This window comes from Oceaniovalibus sp. ACAM 378 (assembly GCF_008085915.1).
In the GTDB taxonomy this organism is placed as follows: domain Bacteria; phylum Pseudomonadota; class Alphaproteobacteria; order Rhodobacterales; family Rhodobacteraceae; genus Oceaniglobus.
In genome coordinates this window covers 264,310-290,575 of the sequence record NZ_VSJK01000002.1, presented here as the reverse complement: position 1 = coordinate 290,575, position 26,266 = coordinate 264,310, and the positions used below count along the sequence as shown (strand labels likewise).

Genomic DNA, 26,266 nt, shown 5'->3' with positions numbered 1-26,266 from the left:
AGCCTGATGACACCTAAAATTCGCATCTCGGATGTCGCCGCCATTGCGGGCGTTTCGACGGCCACGGTCAGCCGGGCCCTGTCCACGCCTGAGCGGGTGGGCAAAGATACCCGAGAGAAGGTGTTGAAGGCGGTTCGCGCCACCGGTTACCGGATCAACGCGGCTGCGCGGGACCTGCGCCAGCGCCGTGCGGGTTCGATCCTGATCCTTGCGCCCAACCTGTCGAACACGTTTTTCAGCCGGATTTTCGCGGCCATTCAGGAAGAGGCAAGCGCGGCGGGGCTGATCGTTCAGATTTCGGACAGCCGCATCGGTCGCGAAAAGCTGGCGACCCTTGGGCATGACGGGCGGGCCGACGGAATTATCCTGCTGGACGGCGGGCTTGACCCCGAATTGGTCAATGGTTGGCGTCTGCCGGTGATCCAACTCTGCGAATGGAACGCGGCCTATGATGCGCCGGTCCTGACGGTCGACAATTCGGCTGCGGCCGGTCTTGCCGTTGAACATCTTGCCGGGTTGGGCCATCGCAATCTGCTGCATATCGAGGGGCCCGAGGGCAATGTTCTGGCGACCACCCGGCGCGATGGTTTTCTGAAGGCCGTCGGCGATGCCGGGATCGACTCGGCAGTATTCGAGGGCGATTTCACCATGGAATCCGGTGCCCGGGCGGCGCATCGCTGGGCCGCTCTTGACCGTCGCCCGACAGGTGTCTTCTGTGCCTCGGACGAATGCGCCATCGGGTTCATCTCCGAAGCGATCCGCCTTGGGTTTGACGTGCCGGGCGATGTCAGTGTTGTCGGATTTGACGACATCGAATTCGCCGACCGGTTCAACCCGTCCCTGACCACGATCCACCAACCCCGCGAGGCGATAGGCCGAACCGGGGCGCAATACCTGATCGGGATGCTATCGGACGACGGCACACCGACCGCCCCGGACTACAGCATCGCCGCGCATCTTGTGACACGGGTTTCAACCGGTCCCGCCCCACAATGACCGGCGAACCGCGCTGCGGATGACCCTGCACCCGGTCACGTCGCTTCAGCACGGCACCCGGCTTAATCGACCCCCATGTGCACCATGAAAAACCGGTTTTCAGCGATCCCGCGATGGATTGCATGGTTAATCAGGGAGTCTCCACGATCATCAACGGCAACTGCGGCTTTTCCATCGCCCCGCTGACCGTCACCGGCGATCTGCCGCAACCTCTGGGCATGATCCTGACCCAAGGTGCGCCGCGCTTGCCCGGCCACATTCGACGCCGACGCCGGGAATGCACGCTGCCGCCAAGGGATTTGACCTTTTTCTTCCATGGCATCCACATCCGCCGCCGACATCTTCGCCATAACCGGTGGCGACTTTGCAATAGCCGCGCCGCGGCAGGCGCGGCGATCAATTTCCGAAAACCGAAGGATGCTTGGCCCTGCGATTCGCTTGGGAAGCCCGAGGCAAGATCATCACGGGGCTCCCGGCCTGACCTTTGCCAGAATTGCACTTGTGACGGCATCGCCGATCCGGTGCAGGGCAGGCAGGAGTCAGGACATCTCCGTGTACGGGGTGTGCCCTTGGCACGGTATCCGCAAGAATCGCAAATCGCTGAATTAAAATGGTGAGCCCGTCGGGGGTCGAACCCGAGACCTACTGATTAAAAGTCAGTTGCTCTACCAACTGAGCTACAGGCCCACTGGAGCGCTTGCTAGTCGCAGGAGAATTTGGGGTCAAGCAGAAATCGGCAGAACCCTTTCAAATGGTTCGAAGTCGCGGTATGAGCCGCCACATGCAGACAGGACAACCGACAGTGCCGCTGCGGTTCATGAAATTTCATGGCCTAGGCAACGATTTCGTCGTGATCGACCGCCGCACCGGCGGCGCGCCGGTCACGGCTGCGCTGGCAAGGGCGCTGGGCGACCGGCACCGCGGCGTGGGATTCGATCAGTTGGCAGAGATTGAAACCGACCCTGAGGTGAATGTGTCTCTGAGGTTCTGGAACGCTGACGGCAGCACCGCCGGGGCCTGTGGCAACGCCACCCGCTGTATCGCGCGCCACCTGATGGACGAAGCGGGGGCCGGGGAACTGACCCTGCGCACGGAACGCGGGGTTCTGTTGGCCCGGGATCAGGGCAACGGCATCACTTCGGTCAACATGGGGGCACCGCTGACCGATTGGCGCGACGTTCCGCTTGCCTCGGCAATGGACACGCTGCACCTGCCGATTGATGGCGATCCGGTGGCCACCGGGATGGGCAATCCGCATTGTACATTTTTCGTCCCCGATGTGGCGGCGGTTGATCTGGACGCCTTTGGCCGCGCGCACGAGAATCACCCGCTGTTTCCGCAACGCACCAATGTGCAGGTGGCACAGCTTATTGGAACCGACCATCTGCGTTGTCGGGTCTGGGAGCGCGGCGTCGGGCACACGCTGGCTTCGGGATCGTCGTCCTGCGCGGTGGCGGTGGCTGCGGCGCGGCGCGGGCTGACCGGGCGGGCGGTGCGGGTTGATCTGGACGGCGGGACGCTGCACATCGACTGGCGCGACGACGGGGTGTGGATGACCGGCCCCTCGGCGCATGTTTTCACCGCCGAACTGACCTCGGCCTTTCTGGCGCAACTGACATGAACGCTCCGCACAAACCGCCGGTCTTTGCCACGCTGGGGTGCCGGCTGAACACCTATGAAACCGAAGCGATGCGCGAGCTTACCGCCGCCGCCGGGGTGGAAAACACGGTGATCGTCAACACCTGCGCGGTGACCGCCGAGGCGGTCAGAAAGGCGCGGCAGGAAATCCGCAAGCTGCGCCGCGCCCACCCCGACGCCACGCTGATCGTCACCGGCTGCGCCGCCCAGACCGAGCCTGAGACATTCGCAAAAATGCCTGAAGTCGACCATGTGATCGGCAACACCGAAAAGATGCAGCCGGGCACATGGGAGAATATCGGTGCTGAGCTGGGCACCGAACGGGTGCAGGTTGATGACATCATGTCAGTCACGGAAACCGCCGGACACCTGATTGACGGATTCGGCACAAGATCGCGCGCCTATGTACAGGTGCAAAACGGCTGTGATCACCGCTGTACCTTCTGCATCATCCCCTTTGGGCGCGGTAATTCGCGTTCGGTCCCCGCCGGAGTCGTGGTGGATCAGATCAAAAGGCTGGTCCAGCGTGGCTATAACGAGGTCGTGCTGACCGGCGTCGATCTCACCTCATGGGGTGGCGATCTTCCGGGCACGCCGCGGCTTGGCAATCTGGTGCTGCGCATTCTGCGGCTGGTGCCCGATCTGCCGCGCCTGCGGATATCGTCGATTGATTCGATCGAGGCCGATCCCGACCTGATGGCCGCCATTGCAACCGAACCCCGCCTGATGCCGCACCTGCACTTGTCCTTGCAGCACGGTCACGATCTGATCCTGAAACGGATGAAGAGGCGCCATCTGCGCGACGACGCCATCGCCTTTTGCCAGGAGGCGCGGCGGTTGCGCCCCGACATGGTGTTTGGTGCCGACATCATCGCCGGTTTCCCCACCGAAACCGAAGAGCACTTTGCCGCCTCGCTGGCGCTGGTGCAGGACTGCGATCTGACATGGCTGCACGTCTTTCCCTATTCCGCGCGACAGGGCACACCTGCGGCGCGGATGCCTGCGGTGGACGGTGCGGCGATCAAGGACCGGGCGGCCCGCCTGCGCGCTGCGGGGGCGCATGGGGTCGCGCGGCATTTGGCCGGGCAGGTCGGACGGGCGCACAGCATCCTGATGGAATCGGCCCGGATGGGGCGAACGGAACAGTTCACCGAGGTGACGTTCGATGCGGATCGTCCGGTGGGCGACCTCGTGAAAGCCACGATCACCGGCCATTCGGAAACCGCGCTTCTGGCCTGAGCGTTGCACTTGGTGCCACCCTCCCTTTCGCAGCACGGATGGCAGCGCAGAAGATCGATCAGCGTGCCACGTTTCGCGCAGCGCTGATGGACAGTGACAATGACCCGGCCTAGATTGTACCGACCTGTTCTGCCGGAATCCGTTTGGCCTGCCGGCCCTGCCCGCCTTTGATGGAGCCCCGAAATATGCAACTTTTCCACTCTCCCGCCTCGCCCTTCGTGCGCAAGGTGGTTGTGACCCTTCACGAGACCGGACAGACCGGCGATGTCGAATTTCTGGCGGTGGCCACGACGCCGGTCAATTCCGCTCCCGAAATCCTGGCTCACAATCCCACCGGCAAGATCCCGGCGCTGACCCGGCCCGACGGCCCGGCGCTGTATGACAGCCGGGTGATCTGCCGTTATCTGGACGCGCGGGCGGGCGGTAAACTGTACCCCGAATCGCGGATCTGGGACACGCTGACACTTGAGGCGACGGCGGATGCGATCATGGATGCCGCCGTTCTGATGATCTATGAGCGCCGTATCCGCCCCGTTGAGAAACAGTCCGACGACTGGATCGAAGCGCAATGGGGCAAGGTCGCCCGCGCCATCGGGGCCGTCAACACCCGCTGGATGAGCCATCTGAACGGTCCGCTTGATATGGGCCAGATTTCGATCGGCTGCGCGCTGGGCTACCTCGATTTCCGCCATGAGGCACGCGATTGGCGCATTGGCAACGATGCTCTGGCGAAATGGTACGAAACCTTCGCCCTGCGCCCGGCAATGCAGGCGACCAAGCCGGACTGACGGCGCGCTCTGCCTGATGAGCCGGCGGACGATCATGCCGCCGGTGTCAGACGGGGCCGCAGGAAACTGATTGGATGCGCCCGCAGAGTCAGGCGCATCGACACGAAATCCTCGACCACCTCTTCGCTTTCGGCCATCTGCGGCAGATGTGCTGCAGGCTCTACGATCCCCTCGCCGTCCATGTCACCGGCGAACAGCGGCAGGGGGGCGGCACCGCCGATGCCTTTCGCCTCCCAGATTGCCTCGCGGCGGGACAGGCCCAGGGTGGCGAACACATCCGCCTCGGCCAGCACCCGCAGCACCGGGGGCGTGATCCCGGCCTTGCGCCAGACGTCATGGACGCTGTGATACCCGTTGCCCCGGGCGGCGGCGATCCAGGTCGATTCGTCCGCCCGCAGCGCCTTGATCTGCCGGAACCCCAGCCGCAGCGCCAGCCCGCCCTTGCCGTCGGTCTCCATCACATTTTCCCGAAAACTGGCGTTGATGCAGACCGGCAGCACCATCACCCCATGGTCGCGGGCATCGCGCAGGATCTGCGAAGGGGCATAGAACCCCATGGGCTGTGAATTCAGCAGCGCACAGGCAAAGATGCCCGGATGATGGCATTTGATCCAGGCCGAAGCATAGACCAGAAACGCGAAACTGGCCGCGTGGGATTCGGGAAAGCCATAGCTGCCGAAGCCCTCGATCTGGTTGAAACAGCGTTCGGAAAAATCGGCCTCATACCCTTTGGCCGCCATGCCGCGCAGGAACAGCCCGCGGAATTCGGAGACGTTGCCGTGTTTTTTGAACGTCGCAAGCGAGCGGCGCAACCGGTCGGCCTGTTCCGGTGTGAATCCGGCGCCGACGATGGCGATCTGCATCGCCTGCTCCTGAAACAGCGGCACGCCCAGAGTCTTGCCCAGCACCGCGCCCAGCTCGTCGGATGGAAAGGTCACCGCCTCTTCGCCGTTGCGCCGTCGCAGATAGGGATGCAGCATATCGCCCTGAATCGGCCCGGGCCGGATGATCGCCACCTCGATCACCAGATCGTAAAATGTGCGCGGCTTCATCCGCGGCAGGAAATTCATCTGCGCGCGGGATTCCACCTGAAACACCCCCAGCGAATCCGCCCGGCACAACATGTCGTAAACCGCCGGATCCTCGGCCGGCAGGGTGGCCAGATCGTAATCCAGCCGGTGATGCATTTCCAACAGGGTGAACGCCTTGCGAATACAGGTCAGCATGCCCAGCGCCAGCACATCGACCTTGAGTATCCCCAGCGAATCGATGTCGTCCTTGTCCCAGCAGATGACGGTGCGATCCTCCATCGAGGCGTTTTCCACCGGCACCAACTCGTCCAGCCGCCCTTCGGTGATGATGAACCCGCCCACATGCTGGGACAGATGGCGGGGGAAGCCAATGATCTCTTCGATCAGCTGCATCGTCCGGGCAAGGCGCGGATCAGAGGGGTCCAGCCCGATTTCGCGCATCCGCTTATCCTCAACCCCGCTGGTTGAAAAGAACCCCCAGAGCTGTGACGACAGCGCGCCCAGCGTATCTTCGGACAGGCCCATGGCCCGCCCCACCTCGCGGACCGCGCGTTTGCCGCGATAGTGGATCACGGTGGCGCAGAGTCCGGCACGGTGGCGACCATAGCGTTCATAGATGTGCTGAATCACTTCCTCGCGGCGTTCATGTTCGAAATCCACGTCGATATCAGGCGGTTCATCCCGCGCCTCGGACACAAAGCGTTCGAACACCATCGTGCCGATTTCCGGGCTGACCGAGGTTACGCCCAGCGCATAGCACACCACCGAATTGGCCGCCGATCCGCGCCCCTGACACAGGATGCCGCGCGACCGGGCAAAGGCAACGATGTCATGCACGGTCAGGAAATAGGGTTCGTATTTCAACTTGGCGATCAGGGTCAGTTCATGGGCCAGCATCCCGCGCACCTTGTCGGTCGCGCCGCCCGGGTATCGCCAGTTCAGCCCCACATGGGCCAATCGCGCCAGCCGCTGCGCCGCGGTTTCTTTGCCGGTCAGTTCGGATGGATACTCATAGCGCAACTCATCCAGTGAAAAGGTGCAGCGGTTGGCGATATCGATGCTGCGAGCCAGTACCTCGGGGTGATCCGCGAACAGCCGCGCCATTTCCTGCGGTCCGCGCAAACGCTGCTCGGCATTGGCCATGGCCGCCCGGCCCAACCTGTCGACCCGCACCCCGATGCGGATCGCGGTCAGCACATCGGTCAGCCGCCGCCGCGCACCGTGATGCATCCGTGGCAAGGCACTTGCCATCAGCCCTGCCCCCAGATCGCGCGCCTGCCGGGTCAGTGCGGCGAACCGGGTGGCGTCCTGCCCGTCGTATCCGGGCGCCATCAGCAGCGACACCGCCGCGCCGTACCGCCGGATCAGCCGCCGCAAGGCGCTTGTATCGCCGGTGGGATGCACCAGCAGTTCCGACCCTTCACCCTGGGCGATCAGATCGTCCATATGCAGCAGACAACGCCCCTTGTTTGCCCGCAACCGGCCAAGGGTCAGCAACCGGCACATCCGCCCCCATGCGATACGGTCACGCGGGATCATCGTCACGGTAAACCCGCACTCCAGCACGATGCGCGCCGCCGGAAGCAGCCGGGGCACGCAAAGCACATCCACCCCGGGCGGACGCGGCAGGTGATCCGGGCACGGCGGACCGATCGGATCACAACTGCGGCGCAGCGCCACCTGCCGGGCAATCTCGCGCAGGCGGGTATGGCCCCGCACGATTCCGGCCACGGTATTCTCGTCTGCGATGGCGATGGCGGGCAGGCCCAGCAGGGCGGCACGTTCGACATATTCCTCGGGGTGGGACCCGCCGGTCAGAAAGGTAAAGTTCGACATGGCCGACAATTCGGCAAAACCCCTCATGCTCCCCCCGGCAGGATCGAACAGCAGGACAGGAAGATCACCCCACGGCGGGGCATCCTTGCCGACGGTTCAGAAAGTTTTCGTAGTTCACCACGCCGCATGACTGCCCACCGATTGTTGCAGGATCAGTATATTCACGTTTTGTTCTGATTTGGAGTCCTGAAAATGTCGATTGGGCCTTGCGCACGACCAATAACCATCCATATACCATCCACACAGATGGAGAAATGCAGATGAGCAACATCAGAAACATTCGCGACAAGATGCCGGACAGTGAAAAAATCACGATCAACCTTGGATATGTCGATCTGGGGCGAATCGATCTGCTGGTGCAGGAGGGATTCTATTCCAACCGCAGTGATTTCATCCGCACCGCGATCCGCAACCAGATTGGCAGCCATGTCGAGGCGGTCAGCAAGTCAATCGAACGGCACACCATGGAACTGGGCCTGCGCGATTACTCTGTCGCCGATCTCGAGTCCATCAAGGACGCTGGCGAGATGCTGCATGTAAAGGTCGTCGGGCTGGCGCGGATCGCCTCTGACGTTACGTCGGACCTCGCGCTTGCAACCATTGGCTCGATCACCGTGTTGGGAGCCTTGCAGGCCAGTCCGGAAATCAAAAAGGCGCTTGCTGACCGCATTCAGTAAGACGCGCGCGCACCGAAAAGGACGAAACAATGATTAACTTCAACGCAGGTGCAAAGCGCCCCGCGAAGGATGACGCACGCACCGCGCGCATCAATGCTGCCAACGAACTGGTCCAACGGACCCTTGCACAGCATGGGTTGATGCCCGGCGGTGACAAACCGGCAGGCGATTTTGCGTCCGGACTGCCCGACATGCAGGATATGCTGGCCCGCTTTCAACTGCCTCTTGGCACCGGCACATCAGGCACCGCAACATCAGGGACGGGCACGTTCGGTATGGGCACACAAGACGCCGACATCCCCGACGGCGCGACATTCCAGCAATCGCAGTTCACTTGCGCGGCAGGCAGCCGGGCCAACCTCACCTATGTCCCCTCGACCGCATCACAGGGCGTCACCGGCATCGTCGTCATGCTGCACGGCTGCACCCAGAACCCCGGCGATTTTGCAGCCGGAACCGGGATGAACGCCTTGGCGGAACAACATGGTTTCGTGGTGATCTATCCGCAGCAAACACGCGGCGACAATGCGCAATCCTGCTGGAACTGGTTCAGCCGGGGCGATCAGCGGCGTGATAGGGGCGAACCGGCAATTCTGGCCGAGATGACCCGCAAGGCGATGATCGAACATGAAGTCGCCGCAGACCGAACCTTTGTTGCCGGCCTGTCCGCCGGTGCGGCCATGGCGGTGATCCTTGGGCAGACCTATCCGGATGTATTCGCCGCCGTCGGCGCCCACTCCGGCCTGCCCTTCGGCGCCGCCAAGGACGTGCCCTCGGCCTTTGCAGCCATGGCGGGCAACGGGTCGGACACTTCCGCCAATACGACCGATGGAAAGCCGACACCCACAATCGTCTTTCACGGCACAGCCGATGCAACTGTGCATCCCGCCAACGGTGACAGGATTGCGCGAAACGCCACAGATCGCAGCGCGGCCCAGACGATCCACACCGAAGAAAGCGGCACCGCCTCGGGGCGCAGCTTTGCCCGCAAGATCACATCGACGCCCGATGGCGCAACCGCCGTTGAACACTGGATCATTGACGGGTTGGGCCACGCATGGTCGGGCGGACGTCCTCAGGGGTCTTACACCGATGCCAAGGGCCCCGATGCCAGCGCCGAAATGATCCGGTTTTTCTTTGAAACAACAGACAGGAATGTCTGAGATGGGCAGTTTGGAGCTGACCTTCGATGCCGTAAACGAACCCGCCCCCGGGCCGAAATGGGCGGCGCGCTGGCAGCGGTCCTGGCCCGCCTATGAGGCATGGTTCGTCGGTCGTGGCGGCGACCATGGACCCTCCCGCAAAGATTGCCGGGCGGCCCTGCAGCGCCACATGCCTGAACTGGTCGGGGTCTATGACCGGCTGGTCGCAATCGCGGGCGGATCGGACCGGGCGGCGCGTTTTCTGTCAACATGGTGCCCGCCGACCTATCTGGGCGGGTGTTCTCTGGCCGCTCTTGCGCAGGGAAACGACGTGCGCCTTGTGCGCAATTATGACCTGTCGCCAGAATTGAACGAGGGTCTGTTGCTGCGCAGCGAATGGTCAGGCCGCGCGGTGATGGGAATGGTGGAATTTCTGTGGGGCCTGTCCGACGGAATCAACGATGCGGGGCTCAGCATCGCGCTTGCCTATGGCGGGCGTTCAGAAACCAGCGAAGGGTTCGGCATCACCACGATCCTGCGCTATGTGCTGGAAACCTGCACCAGCGTCGATCAGGCGGTCACCGTTCTGGACCGCGTGCCGTCGCATATGGCGTATAATCTCGTTCTTGCCGACGCATCAGGCGCCACCGCAGGGATCGAGATGTTGCCGGGCGGCGGTGCACGGCGGATGCCAAAAGCCATCGCGACGAACCATCAAAGCGGCCCCGAGCGCGCCGACCGGCCCGCCTTCACCCGCAGTTTCGAACGCCACGCCCATCTGAGCGGCATGCGGACCAGCCCGCGCAATCTGCACCGCCAGTTTCTTGCACGGCCATTGATTCAGGATCGATATTCCGAAGGCTTCGGCACCCTGTTCACCGCTGAATATGATCCCAAGGCCCGGTCATTGGGCCTGACGATCTGTGACGAAAGATGGGATCAGGCGCTGGATGCCTTTGTCGAAGGTCAGCGCCGGGTGGATTATGCCCACAAAGACGCACACCCCGTTGCGGTGAAGTATCTCGGTGCGGATCACACTGGCCCCGACTGGTCGCTTGCCGCGACCATAGACTGGAAAGCGGTCGCAAGGGATTATGCCAATGGCTGTGGTCGCGACATCGCCAGTTATCTGCCCGGGAAAACGCGGGCGGCATGAAACCGGGCGCAACGGAATGTATAGTTGGAAAGGGGCGCAAACCGTGCCCCCTTCCCGCATCCTGTCACGCGTTGTGCGCATCCTTGCTTTTCGGATAAAACATGTCACCCGGCGACAGGGTGAAAATCTCGAACCCATCCGCCGTCACACCGACCGAATGTTCAAACTGCGCCGACAGCGACTTGTCGCGCGTCACGGCTGTCCAGTCGTCGGCCAGGACCTTGGTTTCCGGACGTCCGAGGTTGATCATCGGCTCAATGGTAAACAACATGCCTTCCTCAAGCACCGCCCCCGTACCCGGCCTGCCATAGTGCAACACGTTGGGCGGCGCATGAAACACCCGGCCAAGCCCGTGACCGCAGAAATCGCGTACCACCGACATCCGCTGCCCTTCGGCATAGGCCTGAATCGCGTGGCCGATATCACCAAAGGTATTGCCCGGCTTCACCGCCTCGATCCCCAGCATCAGCGCGTCATGGGTGACTTGCATCAAACGCTCGGCTTTGCGCGAGGGTTTTCCGGCCACATACATCCGCGAGGTGTCGCCAAACCAGCCATCGACAATCACGGTGACGTCAATGTTCAGGATATCACCGTCCTTCAGCACCTTGTCACCCGGAATGCCGTGGCAGACCACATGATTGACGCTGATACATGAGGCGTGGCGGTATCCCTTGTATCCGATCGTCGCCGACACGGCACCTGCCGCGCTCACCCATTCGGTGATCAGGCGATCCAGCTCGGCGGTGGTCTGACCGGGCACGATCTGCGGTGTGATGTCGTCCAGAATACGGGCGGCCAGCGCACCGGCGGTGTGCATGCCGGCGAAATCGCCGGTTTCATAGATACGGATACCGTCCTTGGTCAGACGGCCACGATTGGTTTCATCCACGGAACTCTCCTGTTTCTTGATGGCTAAATAGGACAGGACGGCGCGTTTGGCCAGATGCCGGGTTGCCCGGTTGTTGGTCGAAATGGTATCTTGGATGGTATCAGCAGGAGTGGATCCGGTGATCGAATAACCTTTGTACAGTTCAACACGCCGCCAGACCGACGGTAAGTTCACTGTTTTTGCAGAGGTTTTCCCATGCGACGCATAACTTATGACGTGGCCGTCAGTCTTGACGGTTTCATCTGCGATTCAAGTCGGGATGTTTCGGCGTTTGGAGTGATCTATGCCGAATAGGCAGTTGAGACCTGAACCGGCAGGGCATGGCGCAGCGTCACGCCTTGCACGTCTATCGCTGTGTCGTAACACAGCATTTCAACCCCGGCATTGCGCGCCTGAACGGCGGCAGCGGCATAGCCGGGGTCAAGATCGGCCGCCATGGTCATGGCGGTGCAATCCGTGCGCTGCACCAGATACAGCATCACCGCGCGGTGCCCTGAGACGACCATGGCCGACAGTTCGCGCAGGTGTTTGGCGCCGCGCACCGTCACACAGTCTGGAAATTCGGCCAATGTGCCACTGCGCAACAGGTGAACATTCTTCACCTCGACATAGGCGTCAGGCAGCCCCGGTTCACTCAACAGGAAATCGACACGGCTGTTGGTGCCGTATTTCACTTCGGGGCGAACCGCAGAATACCCCGCCAGTTCGGGAATCTCCCGGATGCGCAGAGCGTCGCCAACCACGCGGTTCGGGACGGCGGTGTCGATCCCGGCCCAATGGCCATCGTCAAATTCGACCAACCGCCAGCCATACCGCAGCTTGCGCTTCGGGTCGTCGTTCGGCTCCAGCCAGACGCGCAGGCCGGGGTCTTTCAACCCCAGCATCGCACCCGGATTCGGACAGTGAGCGCGCACGATTTCGCCGGTATCCAGCACAGCTTCGCACAGGAAACGGTTCCAGCGACGGATCAGGCGACCGGGCACAAGAGGAGCATAGAATTGCATGGCCGGGCGATACCATGTCCCGTCCGCCTCGGACAGGGCGCGAGCTGCCATCGCGGCAGCATCTGTCGCGTGACAGGGGGCGTCTGCGCGAGAGTGATCGCAGAATTCGACATGATCGCGGCCAACACTCTGGTCTCGCCTCTCCGCACAGGTTAAATCTGCGCGATAGGCAGTAAAAAGGGCTTCGCCATGACCAATCCAACCGCCGCGATGCTGGTCATCGGCGACGAAATCCTTTCGGGGCGCACCCGGGATGCGAACATGCATTTTCTGGCGGGCGAACTGACAAAACAGGGGATCGACCTGAATGAAGTGCGCATCGTCAGTGATGACCATGACGCCATCGTTGCGGCAGTGATCGCGCTTAAAGACGGGTTCGATCACGTCTTTACCTCGGGCGGCATCGGCCCCACCCATGACGACATTACCGCCGATTGCATCGCCGCCGCGTTCGGTGACACCATCGATGTGCGGGCCGATGCAGTTGCGCTGCTGAGCGCGCATTACAAGCGGCAGGGAACCGAGCTGAACGACGCCCGGCTGCGCATGGCGCGCATCCCCGATTCCGCCAGCCTGATCGAAAATCCGGTGTCGGTTGCGCCCGGTTTTACGATTGGCAACGTGCATGTCATGGCGGGCGTTCCGGCCGTGTTTCAGGCGATGGTCGCAACCGTCCTGCCCACATTGACCGGCGGCGCACCGGTGCTGAGCCAGAGCCTGCGCATCGACCGGGGCGAAGGCGATATTGCCGGGCCGCTGGGCGAACTGGCGGCGGAATTTGCGGATCTCTCCATGGGTTCCTATCCGTTCCAGCGAGACGGCGCTTATGGCGCGAATGTCGTGATCCGCGGGCAGGACGGCGCACGCGTGACCGAAGCAATGGCGCGGCTGGTGGCGATTTTTCCGGGCACCCCGGTGTGAGTGACCCCGCGCCGCTGTTTGCCGCGCTGGATGCCACCTGGCCCGCCGCGCGGCAGTTCTCCCTGCCTCCCTGGAAGATTCGCGAGGGGCGGGACGGCGGCAAGCGGGTGACAGCGGCCGAAGCATCCGAAGACGCGAGCGCCGAAGATATTGCGGCCGCCGAGCAGGCAATGACGGCACTTGGCCAGCCCTGCCTGTTCACCCTGCGCGGCGCATCCGGTCCTCTGGACGCGTTGCTGGCAGAGCGGGGGTATCGACTGAGTGATCCGACATTGATCCGCACCTGCCCGCTTGCCGTGCTGCTGCACCAACATCCGCCCCCTGTATCGGCCTTTACCGTCTGGGAGCCGTTGCAGATCATGCGCGACATCTGGGCCGAAGGCGGTATCGGCCCGGACCGTATCGCGGTGATGGAGCGTGTGGCCGGCGCGAAAACCGGGCTGTTTGGCCGTTCAGCAAACAAACCGGCGGGCGTGGGGTTTGTCGCACTGTCGGGCGACACTGCCGTGGTGCATGCCTTCGAGGTGCGCGATACGGCTCGCCGGCTGGGCACCGCACGCAACATGATGCTGGCCGCCGCCCATTGGGCCGCCGCAAGAGGGGCGCAGACCATGGCGCTGGCAGTGACTGAATCCAACCTGGCGGCGAACAGCCTGTACGAATCGATGGGGCTGACCACGGTTTCGCGATATCATTACCGGATCAAGGAGTGACGAATGCCCGATGACGCCCCCACCGCCCTGAACCTGCCCATGGTCGATCCACTGCCTCCGGCGACGCAAAAGTACTTTGACGTCTGTCAGGAAAAGCTGGGCATGGTGCCTAATGTACTGCGCGCCCATGCCTTTGATATCGACAAGCTGAACACTTTCACCGCGCTTTATAACGATCTGATGTTGGCCGATTCAGGGCTGAGCAAGCTGGAACGCGAGATGATTGCGGTGGTCGTATCGTCGGTGAATCGCTGTTATTATTGCCTTGTGGCCCATGGCGCGGCGGTAAGGCAATTGTCGGGCAATCCGCTGCTGGGCGAACAATTGGTGATGAACTGGCGGATTGCCGATCTGGATGCGCGACAATCCGCCATGCTGGGCTTTGCCGCAAAGCTGACCGAATTTTGCCACAATGTTGGGGAGAATGATCGTGCTGCCCTGCGGAATGCGGGATTCAGCGAACGAGAGATTTGGGACATCGCCTCGGTCGTCGGGTTCTTCAACATGACAAATCGCGTTGCCACGGCAACCGAAATGAAACCAAATGACGGGTATCACGCTTCATATAGATGACAGTTCGCATCGCTCTCCTCGCCTTGGCTCTTGCACTTGGCCCCAACGCCGCCGCGGCGCTGACACTGGCCTTTCCCGGGCCGGTGACCAAAACGGTCGAGCGGGCGACGCCGGGCGGGCGTGTCAACCTGCCGGTCGCGGCCTTCGATGGCGACACGGTACGCACCCGCACGATTGAAGGTCAGGTCATGCGACAGGCATGGCGTCTGCCCGAAATTCCGCTGACAACAATTCAGATCGCTGCCCCCCTGCGCCAGCAGTTGCAGGACGAAGGCTTCGATGTGATATTTGAATGTCGTGACGTGGTCTGTGGCGGCTATGACTTCCGGTTCAAGGCCGATGTGCTGGGCGAACCTGAAATGCATGTCGATCTGGGCGATTTTCACTATCTCATGGCCGAAAGCGATACCGGAGAGGCTGTATCCCTGATGGTGAGCCGTTCGCCCGGTGCGGGTTTCGTGCAACTGACACAGGTTGGTGGCGCTGCGGCGCCCAAACCGATAGTGACGTCGACCAAATCGGCCGGGTTCGCGCTGACGCCGGGTGTTGGCTTGCCAGTGGAAGGCGTTTTTCTGACTGGTCTGTCGGAAACCGGACGCGCCCCGCTGGATGATCTGCAATTCGCCACAGGCAGCGCCGATCTGGAGCGAAGTGATGCGCCGTCTCTGGGCGCGCTGGCAACTTTTCTGACCGAACATCCCGGTCGCAACGTTACGCTGGTTGGCCATACCGATGCCGAAGGGTCTCCTGCCGGCAACATCAACCTGTCCCGCCGCCGCGCGGATTCCGTGCGCCGGGCGCTGATCCGCGATCACGGAGTTTCGGCGGCCCGGCTGACATCGGAAGGTGTCGGACATCTCTCGCCCCGGGCCAGCAACGACTCCGAAGACGGACGGCTGGCAAACCGGCGGGTTGAGGTCATCCTGAACGAATGACGCCGCGATGCCTCACCAGGTATCGGGGCCCTTGTCGGCAAAGGCATGCACCAGAAAATCGATGAAGGCGCGCACCTTGGGCTGCGTGAAACGGCCCGGCGGATAGACCGCATAGATGCCTTGGGTTTCAATCGGCAAATCAGGAATCGCCTCTTGCACCACGCCGCGTGTCAGCGCGTCAGAATAAAGAAAACTGGGCAGATAAGCGATGCCCAGACCGGAAATTGCCGCATTCAGCAGGCTTTGCCCGTCATTCACCGAAAGCCAGCCTGCGGTCCGCACCTGCCGCTTTTCGCCCGAGGGCGCGGTCAGTTTCCACACCGCGCCGTTGGATTGGCTGGAGTAATGCAAAAGCTTGTGCTCGTTCAGATCGTCGATCTTCTGGGGCTGACCATATTTCTTGAAATAGGCGGGGCTGGCGATCATACGCTTTGTCGTATCGGTCAGCTTGCGCGCACGCAGGCTGCTGTCTTCCAGTTCACCGATCCGCACGGCGATGTCGAAGCCTTCGGAAATCAGTTCGACATAGCGGTTGTTCAGCACCATGTTCACGGTGATGTCCGGGAACTCTGACAGGAAGTCGCCCAGAATAGGGGACAGGTGATTGACCCCGAAATCGGTGGCGACACTGATCCGCAAAAGCCCCGAAGGCGCCGATTGCATGGCGGTGACCAGCGAATCCGCCTCGCCCGCGTCGTTCAGCACCCGGCGGGCGCGGTCGTAATAGGCAAGGCCGATCTCGGTCGGGCTGACCCGGCGGGTCGTGCGGTTCAACAGGCGCGCGCCAAGCCGCGCCTCAAGCGATGAGACATGTTTCGAAACGGCAGATTTCGAAATTCCCATCTTTTTCGCAGCGTCCGTGAAGCCACCCTGATCAACTACGGTGGCAAAGGCCTCCATCTCGGTCAGTCTGTCCATCTTCGTGTCCTCGAATCCTTGACCCCATGAATATCTTGGATGGCAGGACATTCGGGCAGGATTGCGGTGCGGCAGCGACAATATCACGGTTCCGGCCGCATCATGCAGGATGAGGAAACGCAAAACCGCGCCGGGGTGCGGCGCGGTTTCGGTGGTTCACAATGGCTTGCCCGTCAAAGGTGGGCGCATTCCGGGACCGGGGTAAGGATTGTCCCGTCCTTCAGAAACTGGCTCAGGTTGTCGCAGACCAGATCGCCCATCGCCTGCCGGGTCTCGACCGTGGCGCTGGCCACATGCGGCAGAAGGGTGACGTTATCCAGCCCAAAGAGCGCCGCAGGTACCTGCGGTTCTTTCTCGAACACGTCCAGCCCGGCCCAGCCCAACCGCCCGTCGGTGAGGGCCGAAACCAGCTCTGGCTCGTCCACCACAGAGCCGCGCGCAACGTTGATCAGCGTGCCTTGCGGGCCCAAGGCCTCGATCACTTCGCGGTTGACCAGTTTGTCTGTCGCAGCACCGCCGGGGGTGATGACAATCAGATAATCGACGTCCTGCGCCATTTTGGTCAGGCTGTCGTAATACCGGTACGCAACGTCCTTCTTGTTGCGCGAGTGATAGACGACCGTGCCGTTGAACATGGCCAGCTTTTCGGCGATCCGCTCGCCGATCCGCCCCAAGCCAAGGATGCCAAAGGTCTTGCCCTCGACGCTGCGGGTCAGGGGCGTGCTGCCTTCCTTTGCCCAGCGTCCGGCGCGCACATAGGCGTCATTGAACACCAGTTCGCGTGACGTGGCCAACAGCAGCAGGATCGCCGTATTCGCCACATCGTCGTTCAGCACGTTCGGTGTGTGCGACACCTTGATCCCCCGCGCCACACAGGCGGCGGTATCAACGGCATCGTATCCGACACCGTTGCACGCCACGGCGCCAAGGTTTGGCATACCCGCCATCATCTGCGGTTTCAGACCATCATGACCGTTGGTTGCAACGGCGGTGATTGACGACCCCTGTTCAGCCAGAAATGTCGTCAGGTCGGCGATTTCACTCAGTTGATGCACGGTGAACTCGGTGCTGAGCCGATCCATCATACGCTGAGTGACACTGCCGATTTGAAGCAAGCCAGGTTTCATGCGTCTTCTTTAACCGCTTGATGTTGCTCGCCCAGACCCTGAATCGAAAGCGCTATTGTGTCGCCTTTTTTCAGATAGACCGGCTCGGGCTTCATGCCCATGCCGACGCCGGGAGGTGTGCCGGTGGAGATCACGTCACCTGGATGCAGTGTCATCAGCCCGGACAGGTGGCTGATGATCTCGGCCACGGTAAAGATCATCGTGTTGGTGTTGCCGGTCTGGCGGCGCTCGCCGTTCACGTCCAGCCACATCGACAGGTTCTGCGGATCGCCCAGCTCATCGCGGGTGACCAGCCAGGGACCTGTGGGGCCGAAGGTGTCGCAGGATTTGCCCTTGGTCCAGTTGCCCGACAGGTTGTTCTGGAAATGCCGTTCGGACACGTCGTTGATCACGCAATACCCGGCAACATAGTCCAGCGCGTCCGCTTCGGAGACGTATTTCGCCTTCTTGCCGATCACGACGCCCAGCTCGACCTCCCAGTCCGTGCTGGTCGATCCACGCGGCATATAGACGTCATCGTTCGGTCCCACGACAGCGCTTGTCGCCTTCATGAAGACCACGGGATGTTTCGGCACGGCCATGCCGGATTCCGCAGCATGGTCGGAATAGTTCAAACCGATGCAGATAAATTTGCCGATCCCGCCGACACAGGGGCCAAAGCGTGGATGGCCTTCGACCTTTGGCAGTGCCATGGGATCGAGTTTGGCCAGAATTTCCAGCGATTTGTCCGAAAGCGCCTCATTGGCAATATCGGTGATTTCCTCTGAAAGGTCACGCAGATCGCCATTGTGATCGATCATTCCGGGGCGTTCCTGGCCCGGCTCTCCAAAGCGGCAAAGTTTCATTGTCTTCTCCCTTTTGTTCGGCGCGCTGCCCGGTGTCAGCCGGTCTCAGCGCCCGTGTCAGTGCAAATTTCAGTGTATTTATCAGTGGTTATCGCGGGGCACGCCTTTGTGGGCGATGTCGCGATATTGGTCGGCACCACGCAGGGTCATGCCCTTGGACAAAGGCTCGACCCGCTCGCGGAATATTTCCTGCCAGGGCGTCTGGCTTTCGGGGGTAAAGGGATGTTCGGGCAGCGCCGCGCGGCGCTTTTCCAGTTCGGCATCGTCGACCAGCATGTCGGCTGTGCATTTGCGCAGATCGATGCGCAGCATGTCACCCGTCGCCACCAGCGCCAGACCGCCCCCCGCCGCAGCCTCGGGCGATGCGTTCAGGATCGAAGGTGACCCTGACGTGCCCGATTGCCGCCCGTCACCGATGCAGGGCAACGCGTGAATGTCCTTTTTCAACAGATAGGCGGGCGGGCGCATGTTCACCACTTCGGCGGCTCCCGGGTATCCGATCGGCCCTGCCCCCCGCATGATCAGGATGCAATTTTCATCGATGTTCAGGCTTTCGTCGTCGATCCTTGCGTGGAAATCCTCGGGCCCTTCAAACACGATGGCGCGGCCTTCAAAGGCTTCCGGGTCGTCAGGGTTGGAAAGATACCGGTTGCGGAATTCATCGGAAATCACGCTGGTTTTCATGATCGCACTGTCGAACAGGTTGCCTTTGAAATTGACGAACCCGGCCTCGGCCAGCATCGGACTTGCGACCGACATGATGACGTCGGCGTTGCTGGTCCGCACGTGTTCGCAGTTCTCGGCCATGGTCTTGCCGTTCACTGTCATCGCATCCGGATGGGGCAGCAACCCGGCCTTGAGCAATTCGCCCACCACGGCAGGCACACCGCCGGCGCGGTGATAATCCTCGCCCAGATATTTGCCCGCCGGTTGCAGGTTCACCAACAGCGGCACCTTGTGGCCCAGCTTTTGCCAATCGTCATTGTCCAGTTCCACGCCCAAATGACGCGCCACGCCGTTCAGGTGGATCGGCGCGTTCGTGCTCCCGCCGATCGCCGAGTTGACGACCACGGCGTTCTCGAACGCCTCACGCGTCATGATATCCGAGGGTTTCAGATCCTCATGCACCATTTCCACGATGCGCTTGCCGGTCTCATAGCTGATCTGACCGCGCTCGCGGTAGGGTGCCGGAATCGCTGCCGAACCGGGCAGTTGCATGCCCAGAGCCTCGGCCAGCGAGTTCATCGTCGTCGCTGTGCCCATGGTGTTGCAATATCCGACAGACGGGGCCGACGACGCGACAAGTTCCATGAACCCGTCATCGTCGATCTTGCCCTCGGCCAGCATTTCACGCGCCTTCCAGACAATCGTGCCGCTGCCGGTGCGTTCACCGTTGAACCAGCCGTTCAGCATCGGCCCGACCGACAGGGCGATTGCCGGAATGTTCACCGTTGCCGCCGCCATCAGCAGCGCCGGAGTGGTCTTGTCGCAACCGATGTTCAGCACCACACCGTCAATCGGATAGCCGTGCAGTGTTTCGACCAGCGACAGATAGGCCAGATTGCGATCCAGCGAAGCGGTGGGCCGCTTGCCGGTTTCCTGAATCGGATGCACCGGAATTTCGATCACCGTGCCGCCTGCCGCGATCACCCCGTCGCGCACGCGCTTGGAGAGTTCGATGTGGTGGCGATTGCAGGGCGAAAGATCGCTGCCGGTCTGGGCGATGCCGATGATCGGCTTGCCACCCTGCAATTCGGCCCGAGTCAGGCCATAGTTCAGGTAACGCTCCAGATACAGCGCGGTCATTTCCGGATTTTCCGGATTGTTGAACCAGAGCTGTGATCTCAATTTCGGTGTCTTGGCCATTCCGTAACTCTCCCCCGGGGATCGGCCTGACGCGTCACCCTCATCCTATTCCTTGATATTTCGAGCGCCCCCCGATGGGGCGTTCTCAGCCGGACCAGCCGCCGTCGATCGCGTGTGGCTGTCCGGTGGTGAACCCGCTTTCGTCGCTGGCAAGATACACGACCAGCGCGGCGATTTCCTCGGCCTTGGCGATGCGGCCCATGGGCTGACGCGCGACAAAGGCTTTCATCGCCGCCTCGTAATCGCCGGTCGCCCTCAGGCGCTCATGCAGCGACGGCGATTCGACCGTGCCGGGGCAGATGCAGTTACAGCGGATGCCCTTGGTGATATATTCGATTGCCACCGATTTCGTCAGCCCGATGACCGCCGCCTTGGTGGTGCCATAGATGAAACGGTTCGGCGCGCCGATGATCGATGAACAGGCCGAAGACATGTTGATGATCGAACCGGTGCCACGCTCCAGCATGCCGGGCAGCGCGTTGCGGATCGTGCGCCACTGGGACCGGACGTTCAGGTCAAAGGCGAAATCCCAATCGGCGTCGGTGCAATCCAGCACGGTGCCCGAATGCACGAATCCCGCACAGTTGAACAATACGTCGGGCTGCGCACGTTCCACACCGGCGGCAACAGATTCATCGCTGCAGGCATCCAGAACAAAGGTTTCGATATTGCCGTGCCCCAGCGAAGCAAGTTCGGCCAACGCCGCCTCGTTCACGTCGGTGGCGAAAACATGGGCGCCTTCTTCGGCCATGGCGATAACCGAGGCTCGGCCGATCCCCTGACCTGCGGCGGTGACAAGCGCGCGCTTGCCCTTCAATCTGGGTGCTGACATGGGACAATCCTCGGCAGGCCGATCCTTTTCCGCGCCGTTCGTTGGCCACACCGTAAACGCGGCATCCCGGGCGGACAGGATGGGATGTTATCGTTAAACCGGGGCGACTTCCGCGCCCGACCCCCATAGTACTGTCCCGAGAAGAGCGGCGGATCAAGGGCAATTTCGCGCATCACTGCCGGAACCGGCATATCGGCACGGTCATCGCGATGCTGCCCAGCCCGGTACTGGCCCAGTACTGGCCCGGTGCTGGCCCCGGCACTGACCCCGTACTGACATCGAATAATCACCTGCCCCTCGTTGCCGTACAGTCTTGCAGGCCTCGCGCATCTGGCGCAGCATGGGGAAAGACCCGCGCTCCGGACCGGCCCAAGACTCACCGGTGCCACATCGACATTCACCGCTGGACCCCGGACGCGCCCATTCGCGCATTATCGGGGTCAGACCCGACACCAGGAAAAGACCGCCATGACCGATTTCATCCGCCTTGACGCCGACGACAACGTCGTGACGGCCACCCGCAGCCTGCCGGCGGGCCATGCGATAGAAAACTTTACGACCGCAGGCCTGATCCCGTCGGGCCACAAGATCGCCACCCGCGCAATCGCGAAGGGTGAGCAGATTCGCAAATATGCACAGTTCATCGGGCTGGCCGCCGAAGACATCGCGCAGGGCGCCCATGTCCACACCCAGAACACCGAATTCCGCAATACCGAGGTGGAATACGAATTTTCGACCGATATGCGCCATGTGACACCTGCAAGTGGCGACACCTTCATGGGATACCGGCGCGAAAACGGCAGCGTCGGCACCCGCAACTATATCGCCATCGTCACATCGGTAAACTGTTCGGCCACCGCCGCACGCCGCATTGCCGATGCGTTCGGCCCCGAGGAACTGGCACAATTTCCCAATGTCGACGGCGTGGTCGCCTTTGTCCACGGCACCGGCTGCGGCATGGCCGGAGACGGTGACGGATTCGAGGCATTGCAGCGCGTGATGTGGGGCTATGCGAGCCACCCGAACCATGCGGGCGTGGTGATGGTCGGGCTTGGCTGCGAGATGAACCAGATCGACTGGCTGCTCGAGGCATGGGGCCTGAAACAGGGGCCGCTGTTTCAGGCGATGAACATTCAAGGCGTTGCCGGGCTGCGCCAGACGATCGAGCGGGGGATCGAAAAAGTCCGTGTCATGCTGCCCATTGCCAACGAATGTGTGCGCGAACCCTGCCCGGTCTCTGAATTGAAGGTCGCGCTGCAATGCGGCGGCTCGGACGCCTGGAGCGGGATCACGGCCAACCCCGCATTGGGATATGCCTGTGATCTGTTGGCGGCACAGGGCGGCACCGGCGTTCTGGCGGAAACGCCCGAGATTTACGGCGCCGAGCACCTGCTGACCCGCCGCGCCATTGACCGGGCCACGGGCGAGAAACTGATCTCGCTGATCCACTGGTGGGAGGATTATACCGCCCGCAACAAGGGCAGCATGGACAACAACCCAAGCCCGGGAAACAAGAAGGGCGGATTGACGACAATCCTCGAAAAATCGCTGGGCGCGGCGGCCAAAGGCGGCACTTCGCCCCTGATGGGGGTGTACCGTTATGCCGAGCCGGTGACGGCCAAAGGGTTCACCTTCATGGATTCGCCGGGCTACGACCCCGCGTCGGTCACCGGGCAGATCGCCGGGGGCTGTCAGGTGGTGGTTTTCACCACGGGGCGCGGATCGGCTTTCGGCTCCAAGCCTTCACCGACGATCAAGGTGGCGACGAACACCGAAATGTACACCCGGATGACCGAGGATATGGATGTGAACGCCGGCGAAATGCTGGATGGCGGCAAGACGCTGGAAGAGAAGGGGCGCGAGATCTATGAGATGATCCTGCGCGTGGCCAGCGGCGAGGCGAGCAAATCCGAGGCACAGGGTCTGGGCGACTATGAATTCGTGCCCTGGCAGATCGGCGCGACGATGTGAACCGGACCGGCGACGCGACACCGGGGCTGGACAATGGCCGCACCGCCATGGAACCTTGGCGCGTCACCCGCCTGTCTGCGCACCCGCGCAGCGAACTGCGGCACGGGTGTGATATGCAACGATGTCAGCTGGCCCTGTGGGCCTGACTTCGGGAAAAAGGAAGTGAACGCATGAGCAAGATCGGTTTTATCGGCCTCGGCCTTATGGGCGCCAACATGGTGCAACGGTTGCAGGACAAGGGCCACAGCCTGACCGTGATGGGCAACAAGACCCGCACCCGTATCGACAAGGCCGTGGCCGCCGGTGCGACCGAAGCCGCCAACGCCCGCGAACTGGCCGCCGCCAGCGATATCGTGATGCTGTGCATGGGCACCTCGGATCAGGTCGAATCGCGCATGCTGGGCGATGACGGCGTGATCGCGGGGCTGAAACCCGGAACCGTAGTGATTGATTTCGGCACCTCCCTGCCCGGCTCTACCCGGATGTTGGGGGAAAAAGTGGCCGCAGCAGGGGGCGCATACTTGGACGCACCACTGGGCCGCACGCCGTCCCATGCGCTGGACGGTGCGCTGAACATCATGGGTGCGGGCGACAAGGCCGCTTACGACAAGGTGAAACCGGTACTGGATGACCTTGGCGAAAACGTGTTTCACCTTGGCGATCTGGGGTCAGGCCACACGATCAAGCTGATCAACAACTTCTTCGGCATGACCACCGCCGCCGCCATGTCCGAAGCCTTTGCCATGGCCGACCGGATGGGCGTTGATCGCGGCGCGCTGTACGACGTCATGTCAGCGGGTCCGTTGCGCTCGGGCATGATGGATTTCGTCAAAGCCTATGCCGTGGACAGCGACCCGTCGATGTTGGCCTTTGCCATCGTCAACGCCGACAAGGATGTCGGGTATTATTCCCGCATGGCCGATGAAGCCGGCGTCGACAGCGTGATGAGCAAGGGCACCCAAGCCTCGCTGAACGCCGCAGTCAAGGACGGGCGCGGCGACGACATGGTGTCGACCATGGTCGATTACTATGCCGACCGGTTCAAGCCAAAAGGCTAGAGCGTCGCGGCCAGACGCGCCCCCTGATCTATGGCGCGTTTGGCATCCAGTTCGGCGGCGACATCCGCGCCGCCGATCACATGGCAAGCAATCCCCTGCACTGTCAGTTCATCGGCCAATCCGCGCGCCGGTTCCTGACCAGAGCACAACACCACCGTATCGCATTCAATCAGTTGCGGTTTTTCGCGCTCGGGGCCAAAGGACACATGCAGCCCTGCATCGTCGATCCGTTCGTAATTGACGCCGCCGATCATCTGCACGCCCTTCATCTGTAACGCCGCGCGGTGGATCCAACCCGTCGTCTTGCCCAGATGTTTGCCCAGCTTTTCGGCCTTCCGTTGCAAAAGGACAATGTCACGAGCCGGAGCCTCGGGCCTTGGACCCCCGGCGGCAACCCCGCCGCGATCCTGCGCCGGATCGCTGACCCCCCATTCCGCTTTCCATTCGTCCAGATGCAGCGTCGGGCTTTCGCCCTTTTGTGCCAAAAACTCGGCCACATCAAAACCGATGCCACCGGCCCCGACAATCGCCACCCGGTCGCCCACCGCCACCCCGTGGCGCAGAACGTCGACATAGTTGACCACATTCGACCCGCCCTGCCCCGGAATTCCGGGATCGCGGGGCAAAACGCCGGTGGCGATGATGACGTGATCGAACCCGTTCAAGGCATCCACCGTCGCTTCGGTGTTCAGCCGCGTCTCGATTCCCCGTTCGGCGACCATGGTGGTGTACCACTCCACCAGACCGTGAAATTCCTCTTTTCCGGGAATGACCCGTGCCATGTTCAACTGCCCGCCGATCCTCTCGGAGCGGTCGAACAGCGTCACGGCATGGCCCCGTTCGGCGGCAACCAAAGCGGCGGACAGGCCCGCAGGCCCGGCACCGACCACCGCGATTTTCAACGGCGTTTCGGCAAGGTCATAGCGCAATTCAGTCTCGTGACAGGCGCGGGGATTGACCAGACAGGACGAAATCTTGCCCGAAAACGTGTGATCCAGACAGGCCTGATTGCAGGCGATACAGGGCGCGATGGTCGCTGCCCGGCCCGCCGCCGCCTTGGCGACGAAATCGGCATCGGCCAGAAACGGGCGCGCCATACTGACCATATCGGCGCATCCGTCGGCCAGCACCTGTTCCGCCACTTCGGGCGTGTTGATCCGGTTCGAGGTGATCACCGGGATCGCCACCTGCCCCATCAATTTCTTGGTCACCCATGAAAAAGCGCGCCGCGGGACGCTGGTGGCGATGGTCGGAATGCGCGCCTCGTGCCAGCCGATGCCAGTGTTCAGGATCGACGCACCCGCCGATTCGATCGCCTTGGCCAGTGTCAGAACCTCGTCCCATGTCTGACCTTCGGGGATCAGGTCGATCATCGACAGGCGGTATATCACGATGAAATCTGCGCCCACCGCCGCGCGCACCCGCTTCATCACCTCAATCGGCAAACGCATGCGGTTTTCAAGGCTGCCACCCCAATCATCGGTGCGTTTGTTCGTGTGGGTGACAAGAAACTGGTTCAGGAAATAACCCTCGCTGCCCATCACCTCGACCCCGTCATATCCGGCCTCGCGGGCGCGGGCAGCGGCGATGGCGATGTCGGCGATCTGTTTTTCGATGCCCGCTGCATCCAACTCATTCGGTGCATAGGGCGAGACCGGCGATTTCACCGCCGAAGGCGCAACGCAGTCGGGCGAATAGGCATAGCGACCGGCATGAAGGATCTGCATCGCGATCAACCCGCCGTCACCATGCACCCGGTCGGTGACGATGCGGTGGTTGGCGATGTCGGCAGGTGTGAACAGCCCTGCCGCCTCGGGAAACACCCCGCCTTCGCGGTTCGGCGCCATGCCGCCGGTGACCATCAGCCCCACACCACCCCGCGCCCGGGCAGCATAGAATTCGGCGACGCGATTCCAGTCGCTGGTTTCCTCAAGCCCGGTGTGCATCGATCCCATCAGCACGCGGTTCTTCAACGTCACATGGCCAAGGTCCAGCGGAGCCAGAAGATGCGGATATTCGGTCATGTCGCGCCCTTTCGTGTTGCCGCAACAATGAAGGGTCGGCGCGGACACGTCACCCCAAACGCGACGTCAGACATGTTTGGCAGG

Annotated in this window: 23 protein-coding genes and 1 tRNA gene; 13 read left to right on the top strand and 11 right to left on the bottom strand. The window is 62.1% G+C overall.

Features of this window, described 5'->3' with window-relative positions:
• The first annotated feature begins 6 nt into the window (after positions 1–6).
• The gene (locus FQ320_RS03365; RefSeq protein ID WP_148470023.1) at positions 7–996 is read left to right on the top strand and encodes a LacI family DNA-binding transcriptional regulator; all 990 of its coding nucleotides are present in this window, start codon (positions 7–9) and stop codon (positions 994–996) included.
• 62 nt (positions 997–1,058) lie between these two features.
• Here the strand turns inward: FQ320_RS03365 and FQ320_RS03360 are convergent, their stop codons facing one another.
• Positions 1,059–1,346: a hypothetical protein gene (locus tag FQ320_RS03360; RefSeq protein ID WP_148470021.1), complete on the bottom strand. Its 288-nt coding sequence runs from the start codon at positions 1,344–1,346 to the stop codon at positions 1,059–1,061.
• A gap of 261 nt (positions 1,347–1,607) precedes the next feature.
• Positions 1,608–1,683 (bottom strand) — tRNA-Lys (locus tag FQ320_RS03355).
• Positions 1,684–1,777: 94 nt separating this feature from the next.
• On the opposite strand from FQ320_RS03355, the gene dapF reads away from it, so the two are divergent.
• From dapF to FQ320_RS03340, 3 genes are all read left to right on the top strand, one after another.
• Positions 1,778–2,617 carry a diaminopimelate epimerase gene (dapF, locus tag FQ320_RS03350; RefSeq protein ID WP_148470019.1) on the top strand — a complete coding sequence of 280 codons (840 nt, stop codon included), beginning with the start codon at positions 1,778–1,780 and terminating at the stop codon, positions 2,615–2,617.
• Positions 2,614–3,873, top strand: coding sequence for a tRNA (N(6)-L-threonylcarbamoyladenosine(37)-C(2))-methylthiotransferase MtaB (mtaB, locus tag FQ320_RS03345; RefSeq protein ID WP_148470017.1), 1,260 nt, complete (start codon positions 2,614–2,616; stop codon positions 3,871–3,873). The genes dapF and mtaB overlap by 4 nt, the downstream gene beginning before the upstream one ends.
• A 185-nt stretch (positions 3,874–4,058) precedes the next feature.
• On the top strand, positions 4,059–4,661 hold the full coding sequence (locus FQ320_RS03340; protein WP_148470015.1) for a glutathione S-transferase: 603 nt from the start codon (positions 4,059–4,061) through the stop codon (positions 4,659–4,661).
• Positions 4,662–4,693: 32 nt separating this feature from the next.
• Here FQ320_RS03340 and FQ320_RS03335 read toward each other — a convergent pair whose 3' ends face one another.
• The gene (locus tag FQ320_RS03335) at positions 4,694–7,555 is read right to left on the bottom strand and encodes an error-prone DNA polymerase (RefSeq protein ID WP_148470013.1); all 2,862 of its coding nucleotides are present in this window, start codon (positions 7,553–7,555) and stop codon (positions 4,694–4,696) included.
• A 233-nt stretch (positions 7,556–7,788) separates the two neighbouring features.
• Here FQ320_RS03335 and FQ320_RS03330 point away from each other — a divergent pair, with 233 nt between their 5' ends.
• Genes FQ320_RS03330 through FQ320_RS03320 form a run of 3 tightly spaced genes read left to right on the top strand, consistent with a single transcriptional unit; the run spans position 7,789 to position 10,503 of the window.
• Complete coding sequence (locus FQ320_RS03330; protein WP_148470010.1) at positions 7,789–8,205, top strand: CopG family transcriptional regulator; 417 nt, start codon at positions 7,789–7,791, stop codon at positions 8,203–8,205.
• 29 nt (positions 8,206–8,234) lie between these two features.
• The gene (locus tag FQ320_RS03325) at positions 8,235–9,368 is read left to right on the top strand and encodes a PHB depolymerase family esterase (RefSeq protein WP_148470008.1); all 1,134 of its coding nucleotides are present in this window, start codon (positions 8,235–8,237) and stop codon (positions 9,366–9,368) included.
• Position 9,369: 1 nt separating this feature from the next.
• The gene (locus FQ320_RS03320; protein WP_148470007.1) at positions 9,370–10,503 is read left to right on the top strand and encodes a C45 family autoproteolytic acyltransferase/hydolase; all 1,134 of its coding nucleotides are present in this window, start codon (positions 9,370–9,372) and stop codon (positions 10,501–10,503) included.
• Positions 10,504–10,567: 64 nt separating this feature from the next.
• Here FQ320_RS03320 and map read toward each other — a convergent pair whose 3' ends face one another.
• A complete protein-coding gene (map, locus tag FQ320_RS03315) occupies positions 10,568–11,395 on the bottom strand; it encodes a type I methionyl aminopeptidase (RefSeq protein ID WP_148470005.1) in 828 nt (275 codons plus the stop codon).
• Positions 11,396–11,676: 281 nt separating this feature from the next.
• Complete coding sequence (gene sfsA / locus FQ320_RS03310; protein ID WP_148470283.1) at positions 11,677–12,399, bottom strand: DNA/RNA nuclease SfsA; 723 nt, start codon at positions 12,397–12,399, stop codon at positions 11,677–11,679.
• Positions 12,400–12,588: 189 nt separating this feature from the next.
• Here sfsA and FQ320_RS03305 point away from each other — a divergent pair, with 189 nt between their 5' ends.
• The 4 genes from FQ320_RS03305 to FQ320_RS03290 are packed head-to-tail and all read left to right on the top strand — an operon-like array spanning position 12,589 to position 15,541.
• Positions 12,589–13,320, top strand: a complete 732-nt coding sequence (locus FQ320_RS03305; protein ID WP_148470003.1) for a molybdopterin-binding protein — start codon at positions 12,589–12,591, stop codon at positions 13,318–13,320.
• Positions 13,317–14,033, top strand: coding sequence for an N-acetyltransferase (locus FQ320_RS03300; protein WP_148470001.1), 717 nt, complete (start codon positions 13,317–13,319; stop codon positions 14,031–14,033). Before FQ320_RS03305 ends, FQ320_RS03300 begins: the two co-directional genes overlap by 4 nt.
• 3 nt (positions 14,034–14,036) lie before the next feature.
• Entirely contained in the window at positions 14,037–14,606 is a 570-nt protein-coding gene (locus FQ320_RS03295) for a peroxidase-related enzyme (RefSeq protein WP_148469999.1), read from the top strand.
• Positions 14,603–15,541, top strand: a complete 939-nt coding sequence (locus FQ320_RS03290) for an OmpA family protein (RefSeq protein ID WP_148469997.1) — start codon at positions 14,603–14,605, stop codon at positions 15,539–15,541. The genes FQ320_RS03295 and FQ320_RS03290 overlap by 4 nt, the downstream gene beginning before the upstream one ends.
• A 12-nt stretch (positions 15,542–15,553) precedes the next feature.
• Here FQ320_RS03290 and FQ320_RS03285 read toward each other — a convergent pair whose 3' ends face one another.
• The 5 genes from FQ320_RS03285 to FQ320_RS03265 all read right to left on the bottom strand — a co-directional run bounded on the left by FQ320_RS03285 (position 15,554) and on the right by FQ320_RS03265 (position 21,129).
• The gene (locus FQ320_RS03285) at positions 15,554–16,459 is read right to left on the bottom strand and encodes a LysR family transcriptional regulator (RefSeq protein ID WP_148469995.1); all 906 of its coding nucleotides are present in this window, start codon (positions 16,457–16,459) and stop codon (positions 15,554–15,556) included.
• 173 nt (positions 16,460–16,632) lie between these two features.
• Positions 16,633–17,586: a 2-hydroxyacid dehydrogenase gene (locus tag FQ320_RS03280; RefSeq protein WP_222861564.1), complete on the bottom strand. Its 954-nt coding sequence runs from the start codon at positions 17,584–17,586 to the stop codon at positions 16,633–16,635.
• Positions 17,583–18,431 (bottom strand): fumarylacetoacetate hydrolase family protein, encoded by an 849-nt coding sequence (locus FQ320_RS03275; RefSeq protein WP_148469994.1) that lies wholly within the window; start codon positions 18,429–18,431, stop codon positions 17,583–17,585. Before FQ320_RS03275 ends, FQ320_RS03280 begins: the two co-directional genes overlap by 4 nt.
• 81 nt (positions 18,432–18,512) lie before the next feature.
• Positions 18,513–20,297: an IlvD/Edd family dehydratase gene (locus tag FQ320_RS03270; RefSeq protein WP_148469992.1), complete on the bottom strand. Its 1,785-nt coding sequence runs from the start codon at positions 20,295–20,297 to the stop codon at positions 18,513–18,515.
• Between the two features lie 85 nt (positions 20,298–20,382).
• Complete coding sequence (locus FQ320_RS03265; protein WP_148469990.1) at positions 20,383–21,129, bottom strand: SDR family oxidoreductase; 747 nt, start codon at positions 21,127–21,129, stop codon at positions 20,383–20,385.
• Between the two features lie 468 nt (positions 21,130–21,597).
• Between FQ320_RS03265 and FQ320_RS03260 the strand changes: the two genes are divergently transcribed.
• Together FQ320_RS03260 and FQ320_RS03255 are read left to right on the top strand one after the other, a co-directional pair.
• Positions 21,598–23,100: a UxaA family hydrolase gene (locus tag FQ320_RS03260; protein ID WP_148469988.1), complete on the top strand. Its 1,503-nt coding sequence runs from the start codon at positions 21,598–21,600 to the stop codon at positions 23,098–23,100.
• A gap of 170 nt (positions 23,101–23,270) precedes the next feature.
• Positions 23,271–24,158 carry an NAD(P)-dependent oxidoreductase gene (locus tag FQ320_RS03255; RefSeq protein WP_148469986.1) on the top strand — a complete coding sequence of 296 codons (888 nt, stop codon included), beginning with the start codon at positions 23,271–23,273 and terminating at the stop codon, positions 24,156–24,158.
• Here the strand turns inward: FQ320_RS03255 and FQ320_RS03250 are convergent.
• Positions 24,155–26,182, bottom strand: a complete 2,028-nt coding sequence (locus FQ320_RS03250) for an NADPH-dependent 2,4-dienoyl-CoA reductase (RefSeq protein ID WP_148469984.1) — start codon at positions 26,180–26,182, stop codon at positions 24,155–24,157. The genes FQ320_RS03255 and FQ320_RS03250 overlap by 4 nt on opposite strands.
• Positions 26,183–26,266 lie beyond the last annotated feature (84 nt).